This is a genomic window from Phyllobacterium sp. MT110, from assembly GCF_058792715.1.
On sequence record NZ_JBXAFE010000001.1, the window covers coordinates 1,915,848 to 1,937,061 of the forward strand.

General features: G+C 59.3%; 16 protein-coding genes. 4 read left to right on the forward strand and 12 right to left on the reverse strand.

All coding sequences use genetic code 11. The annotated features are described in order from the left end of the window. Positions 1-3: 3 nt before the first annotated feature. Complete coding sequence (locus AC1Q5O_RS09770; protein WP_492562634.1) at positions 4-1,074, forward strand: sn-glycerol-3-phosphate import ATP-binding protein UgpC; 1,071 nt, start codon at positions 4-6, stop codon at positions 1,072-1,074. A gap of 58 nt (positions 1,075-1,132) precedes the next feature. Here the strand turns inward: AC1Q5O_RS09770 and AC1Q5O_RS09775 are convergent, their stop codons facing one another. The 5 genes from AC1Q5O_RS09775 to AC1Q5O_RS09795 form a co-directional block, all read right to left on the reverse strand. Continuing rightward, positions 1,133-1,915, reverse strand: coding sequence for a MetQ/NlpA family ABC transporter substrate-binding protein (locus tag AC1Q5O_RS09775; RefSeq protein WP_492562636.1), 783 nt, complete (start codon positions 1,913-1,915; stop codon positions 1,133-1,135). 31 nt (positions 1,916-1,946) lie between these two features. Continuing rightward, complete coding sequence (locus AC1Q5O_RS09780) at positions 1,947-2,612, reverse strand: methionine ABC transporter permease (protein WP_492562638.1); 666 nt, start codon at positions 2,610-2,612, stop codon at positions 1,947-1,949. Then, the gene (locus AC1Q5O_RS09785; protein ID WP_492563143.1) at positions 2,602-3,642 is read right to left on the reverse strand and encodes a methionine ABC transporter ATP-binding protein; all 1,041 of its coding nucleotides are present in this window, start codon (positions 3,640-3,642) and stop codon (positions 2,602-2,604) included. The genes AC1Q5O_RS09780 and AC1Q5O_RS09785 overlap by 11 nt, the downstream gene beginning before the upstream one ends. A gap of 1,147 nt (positions 3,643-4,789) precedes the next feature. Beyond that, positions 4,790-6,097, reverse strand: coding sequence for an O-acetylhomoserine aminocarboxypropyltransferase/cysteine synthase family protein (locus AC1Q5O_RS09790; protein ID WP_492562640.1), 1,308 nt, complete (start codon positions 6,095-6,097; stop codon positions 4,790-4,792). Between the two features lie 211 nt (positions 6,098-6,308). After that, on the reverse strand, positions 6,309-7,406 hold the full coding sequence (locus AC1Q5O_RS09795) for an NADH:flavin oxidoreductase/NADH oxidase (protein ID WP_492562641.1): 1,098 nt from the start codon (positions 7,404-7,406) through the stop codon (positions 6,309-6,311). Positions 7,407-7,516: 110 nt separating this feature from the next. On the opposite strand from AC1Q5O_RS09795, the gene AC1Q5O_RS09800 reads away from it, so the two are divergent. Beyond that, positions 7,517-7,819, forward strand: a complete 303-nt coding sequence (locus AC1Q5O_RS09800) for an ArsR/SmtB family transcription factor (RefSeq protein WP_223612679.1) — start codon at positions 7,517-7,519, stop codon at positions 7,817-7,819. Positions 7,820-8,164: 345 nt separating this feature from the next. After that, positions 8,165-10,507: a putative bifunctional diguanylate cyclase/phosphodiesterase gene (locus AC1Q5O_RS09805; protein WP_426136929.1), complete on the forward strand. Its 2,343-nt coding sequence runs from the start codon at positions 8,165-8,167 to the stop codon at positions 10,505-10,507. Between the two features lie 46 nt (positions 10,508-10,553). Here the strand turns inward: AC1Q5O_RS09805 and AC1Q5O_RS09810 are convergent, their stop codons facing one another. The 5 genes from AC1Q5O_RS09810 to AC1Q5O_RS09830 form a co-directional block, all read right to left on the reverse strand. Further along, positions 10,554-12,350: an acyl-CoA thioesterase gene (locus AC1Q5O_RS09810; protein ID WP_403177145.1), complete on the reverse strand. Its 1,797-nt coding sequence runs from the start codon at positions 12,348-12,350 to the stop codon at positions 10,554-10,556. Positions 12,351-12,642: 292 nt separating this feature from the next. Further along, positions 12,643-13,443: an inositol monophosphatase family protein gene (locus AC1Q5O_RS09815; protein WP_289015085.1), complete on the reverse strand. Its 801-nt coding sequence runs from the start codon at positions 13,441-13,443 to the stop codon at positions 12,643-12,645. A 23-nt stretch (positions 13,444-13,466) separates the two neighbouring features. Continuing rightward, positions 13,467-14,528: an ABC transporter ATP-binding protein gene (locus AC1Q5O_RS09820; RefSeq protein WP_492562645.1), complete on the reverse strand. Its 1,062-nt coding sequence runs from the start codon at positions 14,526-14,528 to the stop codon at positions 13,467-13,469. Then, positions 14,525-16,753 (reverse strand): ABC transporter permease, encoded by a 2,229-nt coding sequence (locus AC1Q5O_RS09825; RefSeq protein ID WP_492562646.1) that lies wholly within the window; start codon positions 16,751-16,753, stop codon positions 14,525-14,527. Before AC1Q5O_RS09825 ends, AC1Q5O_RS09820 begins: the two co-directional genes overlap by 4 nt. Positions 16,754-16,839: 86 nt before the next feature. Beyond that, on the reverse strand, positions 16,840-17,868 hold the full coding sequence (locus AC1Q5O_RS09830; RefSeq protein ID WP_492562648.1) for an ABC transporter substrate-binding protein: 1,029 nt from the start codon (positions 17,866-17,868) through the stop codon (positions 16,840-16,842). 200 nt (positions 17,869-18,068) lie between these two features. On the opposite strand from AC1Q5O_RS09830, the gene AC1Q5O_RS09835 reads away from it, so the two are divergent. Continuing rightward, positions 18,069-19,082, forward strand: a complete 1,014-nt coding sequence (locus tag AC1Q5O_RS09835) for a LacI family DNA-binding transcriptional regulator (RefSeq protein ID WP_492562650.1) — start codon at positions 18,069-18,071, stop codon at positions 19,080-19,082. Positions 19,083-19,089: 7 nt separating this feature from the next. Here AC1Q5O_RS09835 and AC1Q5O_RS09840 read toward each other — a convergent pair whose 3' ends face one another. Both AC1Q5O_RS09840 and AC1Q5O_RS09845 read right to left on the reverse strand, forming a co-directional pair. Beyond that, positions 19,090-20,487: a sensor domain-containing diguanylate cyclase gene (locus AC1Q5O_RS09840; protein ID WP_492562651.1), complete on the reverse strand. Its 1,398-nt coding sequence runs from the start codon at positions 20,485-20,487 to the stop codon at positions 19,090-19,092. 146 nt (positions 20,488-20,633) lie between these two features. Further along, positions 20,634-21,140 (reverse strand): peptide deformylase, encoded by a 507-nt coding sequence (locus tag AC1Q5O_RS09845; protein ID WP_492562653.1) that lies wholly within the window; start codon positions 21,138-21,140, stop codon positions 20,634-20,636. Positions 21,141-21,214: the final 74 nt, after the last annotated feature.

A 21,214-nucleotide genomic window follows, 5' to 3' on the forward strand; every position in this document is an offset into this window, starting at 1 on the left:
CATATGGCAAGTGTTGAACTCACCAATGTCCGCAAGGTCTATGCCGGCGGCGTCGAGGCGGTCAAAGGTGTCGATATCGACATCAAGGACGGCGCCTTATGCGTGCTTGTCGGCCCGTCGGGCTGCGGAAAATCGACCCTCCTGCGCATGATCGCGGGGCTGGAATCCATTACCGACGGCACGGTCAAGATCGACGACAAGGTTGTCAACGATCTCGGCCCCGCCGAACGCGACATCGCCATGGTCTTCCAGAATTATGCGCTCTATCCGCATATGAAGGTCTATGACAACATGGCCTACGGCCTGCGCAACCGCGGCATGCCGAAGGACCAGATCGACAAGCGCGTGCGCGAGGCAGCGGCAACGCTGGAGCTGGCACATCTGCTCGAACGCCGCCCGCGCGAGCTTTCAGGCGGCCAGCGGCAGCGCGTCGCCATGGGCCGCGCCATCGTGCGCAACCCGAAAGTGTTCCTCTTCGACGAGCCGCTGTCCAACCTTGACGCCAAGCTGCGCGGCCAGATGCGGGTAGAAATCAAGAACCTGCAGCGCCAGCTCGGCGTGACCAGCGTTTACGTCACCCACGACCAGCTGGAGGCCATGACGCTCGCCGATATTCTCGTGGTGATGAATGCCGGTGCGGTTGAACAAATCGGCGCACCGCTGGATATCTACGAAAAGCCCGCCAGCACATTCGTCGCCAGCTTCATCGGCGCACCGCCGATGAACCTCATTCCGATAACGGCGGATGAATCCGGCCTGATCCTGAAGGACGGCACGCGGATCGGGGCTCAAGGCATTACCGTATCCGACAAGGACGCGATCATCGGGTTCCGTCCGGAAGATCTGGAAGTTGCCACCGGGACAGAGAGCCACATCGGCGGCCTGCTGCTCGACCTCAAAGTGCTCGGTGTCGAGCCGGTCGGCGCGGAAAGTTATGTGTATGGCATCATTGGCGGCGAACGGGTGGTCGTGCGGGTTGCCGGCCGCTCCGTATCACAGCCTGACGATCATCTCAGGGTGATCATCCCCAAGGAAAAGCTGCATCTTTTCGGCGGCAACGGCAAACGCATCTGAAGATATGGAAGCAAACCACTCCCCTCCACCCATCGGCGAAGGGGAGTGAAACCGTCGATTACCAGGCTGGAACAGCCGCACCCTTGTACTTGTCGAGGATGAACTGCTTGACCGGATCGGAATGGTAGGATTCGATCAGCGCCTTGACCCAGGGCTTGTCCTTGTCGGCCTTGCGCACGGCGATCAGGTTGACGTAAGGCGCCTTTTCGCCTTCCTTCAGAATCGGGTCCTTCATCGGATCAAGGCCGGCCTCAAGCGCGTAATTGGTGTTGATGGCAGCGGCATCCACATCGTCGATGGAACGCGGCAGTTGGGCAGCATCCAGTTCGACGAACTTGAAGTTCTTCTTGTTCTCGGTGATATCGGCGAGCGTCACCTTGAGGCCTGAACCTTCCTTCAGCTTGATCACGCCCTTGTCGGCAAGGATCAGCAGCGCGCGGCCGCCATTGGTCGGATCGTTCGGAATGGCAACCGTCGCGCCATCGGCCAGTGCATCGAAGCTCTTCACCTTCTTCGAATAGACGCCCATGGGGAAATTTACGGTGTTGGCGACATCAACGAGATCGAACTTGCGGTCGGCAATCTGGTTGTCGAGATAAGGCTTGTGCTGGAACGAGTTGGCATCAAGCTCACCGTCGTTCAGCGCCTGGTTCGGCACGACATAGTCGGAAAATTCGAAGATCTCGATGTCGAGGCCCTTTGGCTTGGCGATTTCCTTGACCTTCTCCATGATCTGCGCGTGTTCGCCCGGCGTCACGCCGATCTTGATCGTTTCGGCCAGAGCGCCCGTCGCGCTGAGCATTGCCGCCACCGCAGCGGTGACGAGGATTTTCTTCAACATTGTACTCTCCTGTTTTAACGTAAACGTGTTTTCAGCGGGGGCGGATGCGCTTGTCGAACCGCCGTGCCAGCCGGTCACCGGCGCTCTGCACAAGCTGAACCAGCACGATCAGCACCAGAACCACGATGGCCATCACATCCGGCATGAAGCGCTGATAGCCGTAGCGAATGCCGAGATCGCCGAGCCCGCCGCCGCCGACGGCACCAACCATGGCGGAATAGCCGATCAGGCTGACGATGGTGAGTGTCAGGGCCGATGTGATGCCGGGACGCGCTTCGGCCAGCAGAACATTGAACACGATCTGGGCGGGACTTGCACCCATCGCACGGGCAGCCTCGGTCAGCCCCGGATCGACCTCGCGGATTGCCGATTCAACCAGCCGCGCGATGAAGGGAATGGTTGCAATGGTCAGCGGCACGATCGCGGCGGTGGTTCCGATGGAGGTTCCGGCAATCATGCGGGTGAAGGGAATGATGGCGACGACCAGAATGATGAAGGGCGTCGAGCGGGCCGCATTGACGACAAGCCCGAGCACTTTGTTGACCGAAGGCGCAGCAAAAAGCTCGCCGCGGCCGCTGGTCGCCAGAAAAACACCGAGCGGAATGCCGAACAAGGAGCCGATCAGGCCCGCCACGGCGACCATGTACAGCGTCTGGCCGGTGGATTTCACCAGCAGTGCAAAAATATCAGCGGACATAGCCGACAACCTCCGATGACAGACCGTGATCGGCAAGAAAGCTTCGGGCTTGGACTATCTTTGCCTCATCGGCGAGCAGCGAAACAACCAGCATGCCGAAGGGGCGCCCGGCAATCTCGTCGACCGCACCGGCCATGATATTGACCTCGATACCGAGATCGCTGCCGAGCCGCGCCAGCATGGGCTCCGTCGCATTCTCGCCCTTGAAGATGATGCGCAGGATCGTCCGCAAGCCCGGCTCCGGCTTCTCGACCATCTGCCGCGTCAAAAACTCCGGCAGATGCAGCCCTGCCAATCCACCCAGCAGTGACCGGGTTGTCGCATGGGTATGACCGGTGAACACATCGAAAGTCGGGCCCTGTTCGACGATGCGCCCGCCATCGATAACCGCCACATGATCGGCAATGGTCTTGATCACTTCCATCTCGTGGGTGATCAAGAGAACAGTGAGGCCAAGCTCCTTGTTGATGGTCTTGAGCAGGACAAGAATCGACCGGGTTGTTTCAGGATCAAGTGCCGATGTCGCTTCGTCCGAGAGGAGCAGTTTTGGTTCCGTTGCCAGAGCCCGTGCGATGCCGATGCGCTGCTTCTGCCCGCCGGACAGTTCGGAGGGATAGCGATTACGCTTGTCCGACAGCCCCACCAGATCGAGCAGCGGTGTCACCCGCTTTTCGATGGTCTGTCTGTCGACACCGGCGATTTCAAGCGGCAGGGCGATATTGTCGAAAGCCGTGCGCGACGAGAGCAGATTGAAATGCTGGAAGATCATGCCGATGGAGCGGCGCACGTCGCGCAGCCTCTTTTCGTCAAGCTCGGCAATATTCACTCCGTCGACAACGACGCGGCCGCTTGTCGGCTTTTCCAGCCCGTTGACCAGGCGGATCAGGGTGGACTTGCCGGCGCCGGAACGGCCGATAATACCGGTGACGGAACCGCGCGGGACAATCAGATCGACACCGTCGAGCGCGGCCACTTCCGCACTGGTGCGTCCTGCTGCAAAGCGCTTGGAAACGCCTTCAAACGCCACCATCGGATCAGCCGCCGCGGTCAATCCATCACCCGCAGCCGTTCCCGCCGCTTCTCCCGTCTTCCGTGTCACAACCGTCATCATCATTTGCGCTGCCTGTGCAGCCGCCCTGTTGTCTGTTTGCGACCGTCTATACCGATCCGGTCGACTTTTCGATAGGGCTTACGGGCAAGCATGAACTTTTTCGATACTGGAAATCGTGGATTCATCGGCCCGCGGCCGGAACTATGCGCCAAGATCACGCCAGGCGCATTCGGCTATAGTTGAAAATTCCTATTCAAAACAACCGCTTACCTCAAATGATTCAACTCTGCATTTCTAGCGAGGCTTTGTGAAAACGGGCAATGGATTGACAGGCGTTTTACACGCGATCCATTTGAGGGCGAAGCAGCAAGCACCGATCCAGCCGGTGTATCGGGGAGATGGGCCTCCCCGACCACGGCAATGGCCTTGCTCTCAAAACTGGAGGTGATCTATGCGGAAATTGCCGTTTGGTATCACACTAGTCGTGAAATGAACCCGGACCGGCTGGACGCTGATAGTCCGGATTCAATTCTCGAACTAGACCATGAGAGGTGGGTGAAAGCCCGCCTCTCACTCCAGAACTTACAACATTTGATCGATGTTTCCAACCAACCAGAGGTTTCAAGCGGCGAGTGCAAGTTTCGATGCGTTCAGGCTGCGCTCCAGATCATCGGGAAATTCTGCTTTCATAGGCCAATGGCCAGAACCATTCTTCGGAGAGAACGCGAGGATCATTCAACAATAGTTCTAAATATCCATCAAAAACAACCGCTTACCTCAAATGATTCAACTGTGAATTTCTAGCGATGCTCTGTGAAAACGGGCAATGGATTGAACAGGCGTTTTACACGCGATCCATTTGAGGGCGAAGCAGACACACCGAGCCAGCCGGTGCATCGGGAAGACGGGCCTCCCGACCACAGCAATGGCCTTGCTCTCAAAACTGGAGGTGATCTATGCGGAAATTACCGTTTAGCGTCACGCTAGAGGTGAAAAGAACCCGGACCGGCTGGATGCTGATAGTCCGGGTTCGATTTACACTCTAGAAGGGAGGGGTGGGTGAAAGCCCATCCCTCACTCCAGAACATTACAATATCCTGTCCGTAATTCCAACCAACCCTGGGTTTCAAGCGGCGAGTGCAAGTTTCGATGCGTTCAGGCCGCGTTCCAAATCGCCAAGAATATCATCGATATGCTCAATGCCGACCGAGAGCCGGATGTAGCCTTCGGAAACGCCGCTCGCGCGCTGCTCTTCCGGTGAAAGCTGAGAGTGCGTTGTCGTTGCCGGATGGATGGCGAGGCTGCGGACATCGCCGATGTTGGCCACGTGATAGAAGAGTTCGAGCGCTTCGATGAATTTGCGCCCTGCCTGCAGGCCACCCTTGAGCTCGAAGCCGACCAGCCCCCCGAAACTGCCAGAGAGATATTTCTCCGCCCGCTCGCGATCGAGACCGCTCTGCTGCGATGGATGGATGACCTTGGCGATCTCCTGCCGCTTGGCCAGGAACTCGGCGACCTTCTGCGCATTCTCGACGTGGCGCTCGAGACGCAGCGACAGCGTCTCGATGCCCTGGATGGTCTGGAACGCATTGAAGGGAGATAGCGCCGCGCCAAGATCGCGCAAAAGCGTGACCCGCGCCTTGATGATATACGCGACGGGTCCGATGGGTTTGACCGCCTCCGTCCAGACCGCGCCGTGATAGCTTGGATCGGGTGTGTTCAGCGCTGGCTGCCGCTCCGGGAATTTCTCCCAGTCGAACTGGCCGCCATCGACAATGATGCCGCCGATGGAGGTACCGTGCCCGCCAAGATATTTGGTGGTCGAGTAGACGACAATGGCGGCGCCGTGCTGCAGGGGCCGCGCGATCAGCGGCGCCGCCGTATTGTCGACGATCAGCGGAATGCCATATTCGCGCCCGATGGCGGCGACTTCGGCAATCGGAAATACGGTGAGTTTCGGATTGGGCAGTGTTTCTGCGTAATAGGCACGGGTTCGCTCATCCGTAGCCCGGCGAAACGCTTCGGGGTCCCGGGGATCGACAAAGCGCACCTCGATGCCCTGATCCTTCAGCGTATTGGCAAACAGGTTCCAGGTGCCGCCATAGAGATCGGTGGAACTGACGATATTATCACCGGCCCGCGCAAGGTTCTGCACGGCCAGGGCTGACGCCGCCTGCCCCGAAGAAACCGCGAGCGCAGCAATACCGCCGTCAAGTGCGGCAACGCGCTTCTCCAGGACATCGGTGGTCGGGTTGCCGATACGCGTATAGATATTGCCGAGTTCCTTCAACGCGAAGAGATTGGCCGCGTGCTCCGTGTCACGGAACTGGTACGAGGTCGTCTGATAGATCGGCACGGCCACGGCGCCGGTAGCGGGATCAGCCCGCCAGCCGGCATGCAGGGCGATGGTCTCGGGATGCAAATGGACTGCCATGGTTTTCGTCCTCGTGTTGGTGCGGAATGATCACCCGAAACACTAGGAGAAGTTGCAATGGGGGAATACGCAGGCCGTTGCTTATTTCAGCGCGTTCGGGAAATCCCATACTAAAAGCGGGGCGCAACGCCCCACTTTATGCCAATCGCGCATCCGCGAAACCGGGTATGGAGAATTCCATTCCCGGCTCCATGCTATCTACCCGTAGGGCTCAAGCAGCCCGATAACGTTCCAGCCAATGGGCGTAGGGTGAAGGCAGAACCCAGGCCGCCTTCTCGACGCCCAGTTCCTTGGCGGCGCGGAACGGCCAGTGCGGATCAGTCAGCAGCGGACGCGCCAACATGACAAGATCGACCTTTTCATCACGGATAAGACCGTCGGCTTCCTGCGGCGTGCTGATGTACCAGGATGTCGAGGCTGGCAGACCGGTTTCGCGGCGGACACGCTCCGCAACGGACCCAAGGAATGCCGGGCCCCACGGAATATTGGTCTTGCCCAGCGAGAAGCCCATGCTGACATCGATGAAGTCGAGGCCATTGGCCTTCAGCTGTTTGACAAGTTCTATGGCTTCGCTGAGGGTTTTTTCGTCCTGCCCGTCATACTCGATGACACCGAGACGCGCTGTCAGCGGCAGGTTGTCCGGCCAGACGGCCCGCACGGCCTGCACCGTTTCGATGAGGAAGCGGCTGCGGTTCTCAAAACTGCCGCCATAGTCGTCGGTGCGCGTGTTGGAATGCTCGGACAGAAAACTCTGCGCGAGATAGCCATGGGCGAAATGCAGTTCGAGCCATTCGAAGCCGGCGGAAAGTGCCCGTTTGGCGCTGTCGACGAATGCCTGCTTCACCCGCTCGATATCGGCCTTGGTCATTGCGCGCGGAACCTTCGACAGCCCGCCGCCATAGGCAATGGCCGAAGGGGCAATCGTTTCCCAGCCGCGCGGATCGTCGTCCGCAATATGATCATCGCCTTCCCACGGCCGGTTCGCGCTGGCCTTGCGCCCCGCATGGCCAATCTGGATGCCGGGAACAGCGCCCGCATCCTTGATGGTCTGAACCGCCGGTGCGAATGCCTTCGCCTGTTCATCATTCCACAACCCAGCGCAACCCGGCGTGATCCGGCCTTCCGGCGACACAGCGGTTGCCTCGACAATCACCAGTCCGGAACCGCCACGCGCCAATCCGCCGAGATGAACGTGATGCCAGTCATTGATCACGCCGTCATTTGCCGAATACTGACACATGGGGGAAACGGCGATTCGGTTGCGCAATGTCACATCCTTCAAGGTGAAGGGGTCGAAAAGAGAAGCCATATGTTTACTCCAAGGTGGGGTGCTGCAGACATTCGGGTCCGCTTATATTTCCATAGTTCGATATTATTCGAACAATAGCAATACACAAAATTTTGTGCTAGGATATGTGCATGAGAGAATATCGCCATCCCCAGATCACCGAAGTGCAGCTCGAATCCGTGCTTTACGCGCTGAGCGACCCCATCCGCCTGTCGATTGTCCGGCAGTTGGCCCGTGAAGGTGAGGCAACCTGCGCCGCGCTTGAGAACGGACGCCCGAAATCCAGTGTGTCACATCATTTCCGCGTGCTGCGGGAGGCCGGGATCATCAAGACCCGCAACGACGGCACCTCGCGGATCAACGAATTGCGCGACAATGAACTGGCCGAGATTTTTCCGGGCCTGCTGCCGGCAATTCTCGCTGTCCGGGGCTAGGGTCCGGACCCTAGAACAACGTGGCAAGGCGGACCGCTTGAATGATCCGCCGCGCAGGCGGTGAACGCGCCCGCCTTATACATGGACGCGACTTTGATTTTTACATGAATTTAATACTACAAGACATCGATATTCTCTTTTATATTTGAATATTCATATTCAATTCGCATTGCCAGCGGAGAAATTATAAAACTTCTTGCAAATAACCTCATATTACTCAGGCATAAACCATACAACCATAAAGACATTGGTAACTATTATAAAAAATGGTAAGCAAATTAACCAATGCCGAACGTAATAAAAATAGCATAGGGAAATATGAACTCGCCTTTCTGAGGTCCGTGAGTGCAACTGTCGAATTTCCATACGCCTGACGCTATCCGTTCCATGTTCGGCATGCGGGGAACGATAAATCCTGCCGTCAAGCGGCGGGTCTACGCTGAACAGATGGATGTGGCGCTGCGACTGGCGCCCTTTACCGTCATCGTGGCCATGAGCGTCGTGTTCGTGGTGGCGTTTGTCTTCTGGGATCAGGGACATAGCCTGTATCTGGGCAGCTTGGCGACCATCGTCACCGTCATGACCGCCGCATCGCTGTTTGCCTGCTGGCAATGGTACAAGGTGCCAAAGGTCAAGGAACTTGGCTTCGCCGGCATCAAATACCTGATCATCATATCCGCATGTTACGGCCTGTGCCTGGCCAGCATTCCGCTCATGCTTTTTCTGGAAGCTGACGCCTACCACAGGCTGCTGATCGCCTGCACGGCGGCCGGTCTCATGGCGACCGGCATCGGCGTGGCCGTGGTTCCGCTTGCAGCCATTGCCTTTTCAGGCGCGATCATCACCGGCTCGTTCTTTGCCCTCGCCTCAACCGGCGAGGACTTCTTTCTTTTCATTGCGATCTTGCTGGCCATCTATGCGCTGTTCATCCTGTTCACCATCGTGCACATGAGCAACCTGATCGTCATGCGCACGCTCGACCAGATCAAGGTCGAGCAGCAGAAGGAGGTTATCAGCCTGCTTCTCTATGATTTCGAAGAGAATGCCAGCGACTGGATCTGGGAAACCGACGCCGACCTGAAGCTCCAGCACACCTCGCCGCGCCTGGCACAGATCGCCGAGAAAACCACCAAGCAATTGCAGGGCATGCCCTTCGCGCAACTGTTCAAGGTCGACCAGTCACACGCTGAAGAGGCGGTGAAAGTGGGGTCGATCTGGCAGGCCATTGAAAACCGCACGACCTTCCGCAACCATATATTGCCGATCAACATAAAGGGCGAAACCCGCTGGTGGTCACTGACCGGCAAGGCCATCTTTGACAATGCCGGGCAGTTCTGCGGTTATCGCGGGGTTGGATCCGACGTGACAGCGGCAAAGCAGTCGGAAGACAAGCTGTCCTATCTCGCCCGCTACGACGTGCTCACCGATCTGCCGAACAGAACCCTGTTCACCGATCAGCTCGCCGAAGCAACCAAGGAACTGGAAACCGGCCTTGCCGGCTTTGCCGTGTTCTGCATCGATCTCGACGAATTCAAGACGGTCAATGACAGCTTCGGCCACGGCATCGGCGACCAGTTGCTGAAGCAGGTCGCCGAACGTTTGCGCGGCACATCCCCTGCCCGCTACATCGTGGCGCGTCTGTCCGGCGACGAATTTGCGATCCTGGCCCCCGGCGCCGGCCAGCCCGAAGCGACGGCACTGGCGGAAGATCTCGTGCGGCGCATCTCACAGCCATTCTGGATCGATGGCATCCAGATCAACATCCATATCAGCATCGGCATCGCGCTTGCCCCCATGGACAGCGTCAGCGACATCATGCGCTGCGCCGATCTTGCGCTGTACCGCACCAAGAACGAGGGCCGGAACAGCTATCGCTTCTACGAAGTCGAAATGGATGCGCGGATCGAGGCCAAGCGCGCCCTGGCCATGGATTTGCGCGGCGCTCTGGCGCGGCAGGAGTTCATCCTGCATTTCCAGCCGATCGTGTCGGCCATCACGCTCAAGACCGTCGGGTTTGAAACCCTCCTGCGCTGGAAGCATCCGGTGCACGGGTATATTTCTCCGGCCATCTTCATTCCGATTGCGGAAGAGACCGGCAATATCATCCCCCTCGGCGAATGGATCATCCAGGAGGCTTGCAAGACGGCGGTGTCCTGGCCCGACGACATCCATGTGGCGATCAATATTTCCGCGATCCAGTTCCGTCATTCGGATCTCGCCTCCATCGTTCGCGATGCGCTGACAACCAACAAGCTGAAGCCCAACCGCCTGGAACTCGAAATCACCGAATCGGTGTTCCTCGAAGCCAATGTCGCGGCGATTTCCCTGCTGCGGCAGTTCCGGGCAATGGGTGTAAGCATTGCGCTTGACGATTTCGGCACCGGCTATTCCAGCCTGAGCTATCTGCGCAAGATGCCATTCGACAAGATCAAGATCGATCAGTCCTTTGTGCGCGACCTCCCGCACAACAGGGGAAGCCTTGCCATTATCCGTGCGGTGATGGGCCTTGGTGCGAGCATGGGCATGAAGATCACCGCGGAAGGCGTTGAAACCCGAGAACAGCTGGCCTGCCTGCAAAAGGAAGGCTGTGATCAGGTGCAGGGCTTCCTGTTCAGCCCGGCGGAGCCGTTTGACAAGACAGCCGACCTCATGTCCTTCGACCGCGACCGCTACGAAGTCGCCAGCTGAGGCGCGTTCTCAACCCCGATGAAGAGAGAGGAAGCAGCCCGGCGGCTCACGCCTGCCGCTTCGTCTTGTCCTGAACAGTTGGACGATAGCTGGGTGACAGCCGCGAATCCTTTGGCCAGTAGGCCAGGAAGCCCTTGATGACTTCGCCGGGAATATCGAGCGGATTGTACTGATCCCTGTCCACGAACATCAAGGACTGTTCGCCGTGGCCGAGCAGACCTTGCGCCGCGCTGTGGATTTCGTGCTGCAGCGTGACGAATTTGCGGTTGTGCCGGGCGATCTTGATACGAACGCTGATCTGCTCGAACTCTTTCGATTCCCGCCGGTAATCATGGGTGAAGGAACGTGTAAGGATGTAGAACCGCGTCGTCGCCAGATCGAAATCCGGCATGCAGACATTGAAAAACAATTCGCGCGCCTTGCCCACCCAGCGCACATAATTGGCGAAGTAGACGTTCCCGACCGAATTGGTATCGTCGTAGGTCGGGGTGAGATGCATGACGAACCACTCGCCATCGAAACCATGCGATTGCGATATTTCCTCGCCGCCCGACGTGTTTGTCAGCGGGGCAGTGCTCATCATCCGAATGGGCTGGTCGACGATTTCAACCGGGATCGCCTTCGAGCGGGGTCCCACCAGTTCGATGATGACCGGCAAAGCGCCGATCAAGCCGATGAACGGCGACAGGAACAGGAAGCCGGGTACCGGCTGGATATAGCCGAGAACGAAGATCAGCGACGATCCGCAGCCGATCAGGAAGCTCAGCACGGGATCGAATTTCGGTTTCGCGCCCAATGCCTCGCAAACCAGATTGGCGGACGCACTGACGAACAGCGTGGCGAAAGGCATCATGAAATACATGAGCGAAAAGTTTGCCGGCACGGCGGCATAGGCAACCCAGGTCGCGCCGATCAGCAGCCACAGCGGCGACGAGGCGATGCCATCGGGAATAAGCGCCAGCAGCGGACTGTTGCTGCGCATATTCTTGCCGCGCAGATACCAGTTCGTCGCGCAATAAAAACTGTCGACCGTCGATGTGAGCGCCGCAATCGTCCAGATCGCAAAGGCAATCGCCAGGTAGGGTGCACCATTTTCCGCGGCCAGGACAACCGCTGCGGAAACCGACCCTTGCGCGCTCGGCAGGCCGTCAATGGAAATGATGCTGCCGATGGGGCCGACCGTCGACGCGATGGAAGCATTGAGCAGGAGAAAACCGAAGAACAGCAAGGCACCGGCGCCATAGGCGATCCCGACCGACCCGCCCTCGCGCTTGATATAGACCGCCCGCTGCCAATGCTGGATATCGAGCCACGGGCCGAGCAGGAAGCCGATCACCGTCGGCATGACAAGGCCGTAAAACCGTGCATCGAACTGCTGGAGCGGGACACCGGGATAATCCGACGTCTGCCGCAGGCCGGAAAGCAGCACGAGCCCTGCGGCAACGCCGATCACCGTATAGAGGATATGCAGCTTCTTGATCTGCTCCAGTGAAAGCGCATGGCCGATGGCACAGGAAGCCAGAAGCAGGAAAGCAACGCCTATTGTTGCGCCCTCGCCCACAATCGGCTGCCACAAATAGGCAACGAAGCCGAAAACCGTCACCACGAGCGCCGCCATCTGGAACAGCAGAAAGACGCCGACATAGCGGTTTTCGATGTCCTTCATGATCTGGTCCGGCGTCCGCTTGCTGCGGCCGAGAATGAAGCCGAACAACCAGAGACCGCCAACGTTCGAGATCGCGAAACCGAAGAAACCAAGCCAGCCATAGGTCAGCGTGACGTGGATGGAATAGAAAAAACCCAGACCCCACAGCCAGGATAGGCCAATTGTAGGCGCCCACATAAGATTTCGCACGAACGTCATGTCTATCCAGCTTTACGAGAGTCGGTGATCGACAACACCAACTTTAATCCACGTTATTCGCTGTAATAAGTCAATGATCTGCTCTTAGCAGTTGCGGAAAGTTTCAAGATTTTTGCTTTCTTTCCCGTTGCGAATGCAAGCAGCCTTTATCGGGATTTTTACCCAGCGAAGCATACGAAATACTGCGGGAACGAGGTCGTACACTCATAAAATCTGGTTGAAATGGTATCAAGGCCGCCAGCGCAGATGCGCCGGCGGCGCGCAGGCGGGATCAGAGGCCCGCGATCTTTCTCAGGTCGTCCACTGCACCCGTACCGGCGGCAAGAACCGGTGCGCCCCGGGTCAACGCCTCGCCCTTTGCCGGGAATGGATGGTGCCAGCCGCCTGCTTCCTTGACGAGGCAGTAACCGGCCATGCAGTCCCACGCATGCATATAGGGCTCGTAATAACCGACAAGACGGCCAGCCGCGACATAGGCCAGCATAAGCGCGCCCGATCCGTTGCGGATGAAATTGCCGCCGGCTTCCAGCAGCTTTTCCACCAGTGATGCGACCACTGCCGGGGTGACATGGTGATTGGCGCCGATACCCGTCACCGCATTGCGAATGGTCTTGCTCGGATCGATGGAGAGTGCCTTGCCGTTCAGGGTCGCGCCCATTCCGAGCGCCGACGCATAAAGCTCCTCATTGCACGGGACGTAGATAACCCCCACGACGATCTCCTCGCCGCGCAGTGCCGCAATGGAGATGCACCAGGTCGGCATGCCATTGACGAACGGGCTGGTGCCGTCGATCGGATCGATCACCCAGGTGAACTCGGAGGTTCCCGCGCTGACACCATATTCTTCGCCAAGCACCGCATCGCCGGGAAAGGCCGCCGCGATGCGGGCGCGGATCAGTTCTTCCACTTCCCGGTCGGCAATCGAGACTACATCCTGCGGATCGGCTTTGGTCTCGATGACCAGCCGCTCGCGCGCATTGAAATGCGCCAGCGCCACGGCGCCGGCTTCGACAGCCATTTTCTGGGCAAGAGCGAAACGGCCCTGCAACTCGGCTTCGGCATGCGATGTCATGATAGTCCTTTGAAAATGCAGTTTCAGTTGTTGATGATGGCGATGCCGCGATGGTGGAAACCGATGCTGACACTGGTTGCGGGAGGTAGATTGCGGTCTACGGCCGGATCGACCACGAAGAGCGTTCCGGACGCGGTTTCCACTTCATATTCGACGTGATCGCCGAGATAGGCGGCGTGCCGGATGCTACCGGCGAAGGCGCCATTGCCGCCCGCTTCCAGCGTGATCGCATTGGGCCGCACGGCGAGCTTCGCCGGTCCCGGCCGGGCGTTGCGGCCCGGCACGGCGTGTTCCAGCGTGCCGACACGGATGATGGCGTTGCCGCCGTCGCTGCGCAGCACTTCACACGGCACCACATTGGCCTCACCGATGAAATCCGCGATGAAGGATGAAGCCGGTGCTTCGTAAAGCTCGCGCGGCGAGCCCTGCTGGGCGATGACCCCGTCCTGCATGACGATGATCTGATCGGATACCGCAAGCGCCTCTTCCTGATCATGCGTGACATAAACCGCTGTGAATCCCAGCCGCTGCTGCAGCTCGCGGATTTCGGTGCGCACGCGGCGGCGCAGCCGTGCATCGAGATTGGACAGAGGTTCGTCCAGCAGCAGCACCTGCGGCTCCAGAACCAGCGCCCGCGCGACGGCAACACGCTGCTGCTGGCCGCCGGACAATTCCGCCGGAAGGCGCTGGCCATAGCCGGAAAGGCCAACCTGCTTGAGCCCTTCTTCCGCCTTTTCCCGCGCATCGGATTTCCTCATGCCCGAGGATTCAAGGCCATAGGCGACATTTTCCGCCACCGACATATGCGGAAACAGCGCATAGGACTGGAAGACCATCGAGACATCGCGCTCATTGGCGGGCAGCATGGTGACATCCTTGCCGCCGATCAGGATACGGCCGGCGGAGGGATGCTCCAACCCCGCCAGCATGCGCAGGGTCGTGGTCTTGCCGCAGCCGGACGGGCCGAGCAGCGTGACCAGCGTGCCGGGCTCGATCGTGAGCGAGAGATCGTGAATGGCCGTGAAATTGCCGAACTGCTTTTTGACATTGGAGAAGACGACGGAGCCGGTGCGATGGGTGGTCATGATGCGGCCTTTTCTTGTGGAGCGGCGGAGGGAACGAAAGCTGTCGCAACGCGGTTTTCGCGGCGCAGTTTTCGTTCGCCCACCAGAAGCTGGAAACAGGTGATGATGACGATCATGACGACGATCAGCATCGAGGAGTAGGCCACCGCCACGCCGTACTCGCCGTTTTCGACGAGCCCGACAATATAGGAAGTCGCCATATTATATTCGGCACTTACAAGGAATATGACAGCGCTGATCGAGGTGATGGCGCGCACGAAGGAATAGACCAGCGCGGCCACGATGGCCGGGCGCAGCAGCGGCAGGATCACCTTGCGGATGGTGCGGAAACTCGTCGCCCGCAGCGTCAGCGAGGCTTCGTCGAGACTCTTGTCGAGCTGGCTCATCGCCGCCACGCCGCCGCGCACGCCAACCGGCATGTTGCGGAAGACGAAACAGGCGATGAGAATGAGTGCGGTCCCGGTCATTTCAAGCGGCGGCAGGTTGAAGGCCATGATGTAGCTGATGCCGATGACCGTGCCGGGAATGGCAAAACTCATCATCAGGGCAAACTCGAAGACATTGCGGCCGACAAAGCGCTGGCGCACGATCAGATAGGCCGTGAGCAGGCCGACGGCTGCGGTCAGCGGCGCTGAAATCAGCGCGATCTTGATTGTCGTCCAGAACGAGTTCCAGGCAACGCCGGTCCAGGCAATGGCGCCATTGCTGAAGCTGAAGGAGAATGCCCGCTGGTAATGTTCCAGCGTTAGGGTGTTGTCGAGACCCCAGGTGCGCACGAAGCCACCGAACAGGATCATGCCGTAGATGACGAGCGTGAACAGGATCCACGGAATGACGATCGCATGGACGCCGATCGACAGGGAGCGCGGCAGGGCGATATGCGCGCCGGAATCGCCCTTGCCGGTGACTGTGGCAAAGCTTTTGCCTGCCAGCCAGACGCGCTGGGCCAGAAATGCGGACAATGTGAAGAACAGGAGGATGATCGCAAGCACCGCTGCCCGCGACGGATCGTTCTGCGAACCGACGACGGCGAAGAAGATTTCCGTCGACAAAACGCCGTGGCTGCCGCCGAGCACCAGCGGGTTGCCGAAATCCGCCATGCTTTCGATGAAGCCGATGAGAAACGCGTTGGCGAGACCGGGTTTCATCAAAGGCAGGGAAACCCGCCAGAAGGTGCGCCAGCGGTCGGCGCGCAAAGTCTGCGATGCCTCTTCCATCGACGGGCTGACGCCCTCGACGACGCCAATCAGGACGAGGAACGATATCGGCGTGAATGACAGGACCTGCGCGATCCATATGCCGGTCAGGCCGTAGAGCCAGCGGCCGGGCTCAATGCCGAAAAGCTCGGACAATTGCTGCGTCACCACGCCGGCGCGGCCGAACAAAAGGATCAGCGCCAGACCGATGACGAAGGGCGGCGTGATGATCGGCAGGATCGTCAGAAGACGCAGGCCCTTCTTGAACGGGAACCGGGTGCGGGTGGCGACCAGCGCAAAGCACAGGCCAAGGAGGGTGGAACCCGACGCGGCGAGAATGGCGAGGAACAGCGTGCGCCAGGCAATGCCGCAGCGGTTGCCGCCGACCACGCAATCGAGACTCCAGATCGACGGGTCCTGGATATTGCGCACGAACCCGGAAGGGTCGAACGAACCGTCAACGCCCTGGACCGAGCCGATGAGCATGCTGCCGACGGGATAGAACACGAAGATGGCAACGAGGAAGATGAGGAGCGCAATTGACGCGACGACAAAGGCGTCGCCGCGCAGCACGCCGCGTTCGGCCAGCCCGAAGGAAAACATCAGGACGAAGGACAGCGCAACCAGCCCGGCGCCCGCCCCCATGGACGGCTGCCCGTCGGCGAGCGGCCCGAACAGGCTTTCGCTGATCGCCCAGCTCCAGCCGGTGAAACCGATGGCAAGCCCCTGCAGAACCAGAAAGACAATGCCGGCAGCCCCTGCCCCGATGAGCAGGTTGGCCCGCAGCGGCGACACCTTGAACGCCCGTGCAGCCAGTCCCAGCGCGAACAACAGGGCGATGATGGCCAGCGACCAGCGGCCATGGCTGGCGATCTGCACAAGGCCGGGCGCTTCCGCCGCACCGGACGGGAATTTGCCCAGCCAGCCAAGGCCGTAGAATCCGCTTTCGATCCTGTACCACGGCACAAGGGCAAACCCGGCAAGGCCTATGCCGAGAGCAATGTTCAATCTCCGGTCGCTACGTTCCATTGTGCTACCCAATACTGTCTTCAATGATGGAAATGGCTGGCGTGCCCGCATGGAAATAGCGGGCACGCGAAACTGCGAAACTCAGATCAATTGGCGCTTGCGCCGATTTCCTTGTCCCAGCGGTCAAGCAGTTCCTTGCGCTTGGCCGGATCGCCATAGGTCTTGAAGTCATAATCGATGAGCTTGATGTCTTCGAACTTCGGCGCTTCCGGCGGAACGACCGCCGCCTTGTTCGATGGCAGCTGGAAGGATTTCGCTTCCTTCATGTGCGACTGCACCTCGGCAGACAGCGCCCAGTCATACCATTTCTTCGCCGCATCGAGATTGCGCGCGCCCTTGACGATCGACATGGAGCCGATCTCGTAGCCCGTGCCTTCGCATGGCGCGACGGTTTTCACCGGGAAGCCTTCGACGGTCTGGGCCACCGAGTCATGCATGAAGACGATACCGAGCGCCGTTTCACCGCGCGCCGCGGCCTTCACCGGAGCGGAACCGGATTTCGTATATTGCGAGACATTGGCATTGAGCTTCTTCAGATAGTCATAGGCCTTGTCCTCGCCCATGATCTGCACCAGCGATGCGAGCGCCGTATAGGCTGTTCCCGACGAGTTCGGGTTGGCCATCTGGATCTCGCCCTTGAAGGACGGATCGAGCAGATCGGCCCAGCACTTGGCTTCCTTCATGCCCTTTTTCTTGACGATATCGGTATTGTAGCCCCATCCCAGCGCCCCGGCATAGACGCCGACGGTCTTGTAGCCGGAACTTTCCGCCTGCTTCCTGGCCCAATCCTGCAATTGGTCGAGCAGCGGCGATTTGTATTCCTGTGTCAGGCCCTCGGATGCCGCCTGCAGATGCGGATCGCCCGTGCCCGCCCACCAGATATCGGTCTTGGGGTTGCGCGCCTCAGCGCGGATTTTTGCATAGGTTTCGCCCGACGACAGGCGCACCATGTTGACCTGAATGCCCGTATCCTTCTCAAACATGCCCTTCATCAGCTCGCAGATGACGACATCGGCCGAGCAGATCAGATTGAGATTGTCCGCCGCACGCGCCTCCATCGGCATCATCTGGATACCGGCGGCAAAAGCAGCAGCAATGGCAAAGACTGAACGCATGAATTTCTCCTCCCTGAAAAAACGGCACCTCCATGCCGCTGCTTGTTTTGCAAGCGTGTGCAAAAGTTTCACATGCGAACAGTTCATGTCAAGCCGGCTTATTGATTTTGTCCGATTAAATTTGAATATGCTTGCCTTGCGGACAAGAGCAATCGTGTGCAATCTATGGAAAACCGAATGTTGCCCGGGTGGAAATCTCGTTGAACAAGTCATTCATCAGCGCCGAAGACGTTGCAAAAAGAGCCGGTGTGTCGCGCTCGGCGGTTTCACGCACATTCACCCCCGGCGCCAGCGTGTCCGACGAGACGCGCCGGCGCGTCATCGAAGCGGCGGACGCTCTCGGCTATCACGTCAACCAGCTTGCCCGCGGCCTGATGCGCAGCGAAAGCGGCATCGTCTGTCTCGTTGCTTCGGAAATGGACACGCCCTATCGCGCCCGGCTGGTGCGGGAACTGTCCCATGCGCTGCAGAAGGCCGGCAAGGTGTGCATGATCATCAACACCGACCGTTCGGACGGCAGCGTCGATGCCGCCCTGCGGCAGACGCTCAATTACCGGGCGGACGCGTCGATCCTGCTCTCCGGCCTCCCCGACAAGGCGATCACCAAACTCTGCCTCGACAGCGGGCAGCGCATTGTCCTGATCAACCGGGATGACGAGATCGAAGGGCCGTTCCGCATCAATCTCGATGACAGCCGCGCCGCGCGGGCGGCCGTCAATGCCTTCCTGCGTGCCGGCTGCCGCCGTCTGGCCTTTGCCAATTCGGCCGTCGGCACGCCAAGCCTGATGGCGCGCGAACATGGTTTCATTGCCGCCGCCGCCGAATTCGGGCTGGAGGTGACGGTGATCCGCCATGGCAACACGGTCTATGAGAGCGGGCAGCACATTGCCCGGATGCTGTTCACCCAGCCGACCCGGCCCGATGCGGTGTTCTGCGTCAACGATCTCATGGCGTTCGGGCTGATGGACAGCGCACGCCACGATTTCGGCCTGCGCATTCCGGACGAGCTTTGCATCACCGGTTTCGACGACATTCCCCAGGCCGACTGGTCGTCCTACGCGCTGACAACATTTGCCCAGCCGGTCGAGGACATCGTCAGAACCAGCGTGGAGTGGCTGACCAATGACGCCGACGAGTCCGGATTGGACAACCGCTCCGTCAGCCTGCACGCATCGATGGTCTGGCGCAAAACCATCCGCACACCGGGCCGATAGAACCGGCCTAGTCCGTGGAAAAACTGCCCCAGACACGCACCCTGCCGCGTCCGGCGCGCTTTGCTTCGTAGAGAGCCCGGTCTGCCAGGTTCACCAATGCATCCGCGCCGTCCTGCGTGGCGGCGGGCAACTGTGCCAGCGCGCTGATGCCGATACTGACCGATGTCCGGCCAGCCGGAACATCCTCTTGATCCAGATGCAGGCCGGCGACGGCCTCCAGCAAGGTCGTGGCAATGTCCGCCGCCTCATCGATGCTGGCGCCCGGCAGCAGCGCCGCAAACTCTTCCCCGCCGAAACGCGCGACAACACCGGTGCCCTTCCCGATCACCTTGCTGAGGACACGGCCCACCTGCACGAGGCACCGGTCCCCGGCCAGATGGCCATACACATCGTTATAGGCCTTGAAGTAGTCGATATCGATCATCAGCAAGGCCAGCGGCTGCCCGTGATCACTCGCCCGCTCATATTCCCGCTTGAGCAGGCGGCTGAATTTGCGCCGGTTCGGCAGGCTGGTCAGATGATCGCTTTCCGACAGCTTTTTCAGTTTCCGGTTGGCTTCGAGCAGCTTCTGCTCCAGCTCCATCCGCAACCGCACGGTTGAGGACAGCTCTTCTTCAATCTGTTTCTGGCTGCTGATGTCGACGCTGGTTGCCAGCAGCCGCAGCGGCGATCCGTCGGGACCATATTCGACGATCTTGCCGCGGCTGAGTATCCACGCTTCACCGCCATTGCCGCGCGGCACCCGGTAGACCGCTTCGAAATGCGGTTTCCGGCCGCTGACAACATCTTCGAATGCCTGGATCGTGCGGGCCTTGTCATCGGGATGCACGATGTCCCAGGCCACGTTCTCCGCCGCCGGGCTGGCCGGGTCCAGCCCGAGCAGGGTCCGGTATTGCGGCGAACGCCAGACCCGGTTCGTCGCAATATTCATATCCCATATCCATTGCCCGGCACTCTCGAGCGCATAGGTCGTGCGCTGCTCGATTTCGGCCAATCGCTCGGAAATCTTGGTCATGGTGGTGATATTGGTGTAGGCCACCGAAATTCCCGCCACTTCCCCAAGATCATTGGTCACCGGAGCGGCGGAAATCATCAGTGTTTCAGCCCCCCGCTGCATCGTGTGATCGGGAATGGGCTTTTCCTTCAGGGCAGCGACCAGGCTGGCGCGCAGCAAGGCGGCGTGGTCGGGCACCACATCCTCCACCGACCGGCCAACCGCATGATCGCTGCTGACATCAAGCATCCGGGAAAGCTGATCGTTGACCGTGACAAAGATGCCGTCGCGATTGAGATAGCAAAGCCCGACCGGGACCTTGTCATAGACGGCTTCAATCTGGAGCAAGCGGTCGCCACCACGCTCATTCTGGGTGTCGAACGGTGAGTTTCGCGACTTACTCGATGGCATTACGCAATCTTCGCTCCTCTGCAGTCACCCACCGCAGTATGTCTACTTTGGCGACGGGAGAGCCGGAGCGTCAAGTTAAATACTGCAATCTAAGGTTAATTATCATTCACCTGTTCAACCCAGTGATAGGCCGGGAAAGCAGTAGGCTAAGCGATCTGGATGCGCTGCTGCTTCTCGAAGCGCTTGATCAACCGGTCGCGCTTGAGCCTCGACAGCCGGTACAGCCAGAAAATGCCGTCGAGCTGATCGATCTCGTGCTGCAGGCAAACCGCAAGCAGCCCGTCCGCTTCCTGCGTCTGCGCCGTGCCGGATATATCCTGATAGCGGATGCGGATTGCCGCCGGACGTTCAACCTCGTCATTCATGCCGGGCATGGACACGCTGCCCTCCATGTTCCTGACCAGCACATCCGATGACCATTCGATCACCGGATTGATGTAGGACCGCACGCCCTGACCATCTGCAAGCTCGATGACAACGACACGTTTGAGAACACCGATATGCGGCGCGGTTATACCGATGCCCGGCGCGTCGCGCATCGTGTCGAGAAGATCGGCAACGAGGTGCTGCAAACCGTCATCGAATAGGGTGACAATGTCTGCCCTCGCCCGCAGATCGGGATGGGGGAATTTCAGAATCCTGCGGATCGTCATATCGATACTCCAGCCGGGCCGCGTGGCAGATCAGCAACGCACCGGCTTCCTGTTGCCTCAAACCGGTGCCTGAA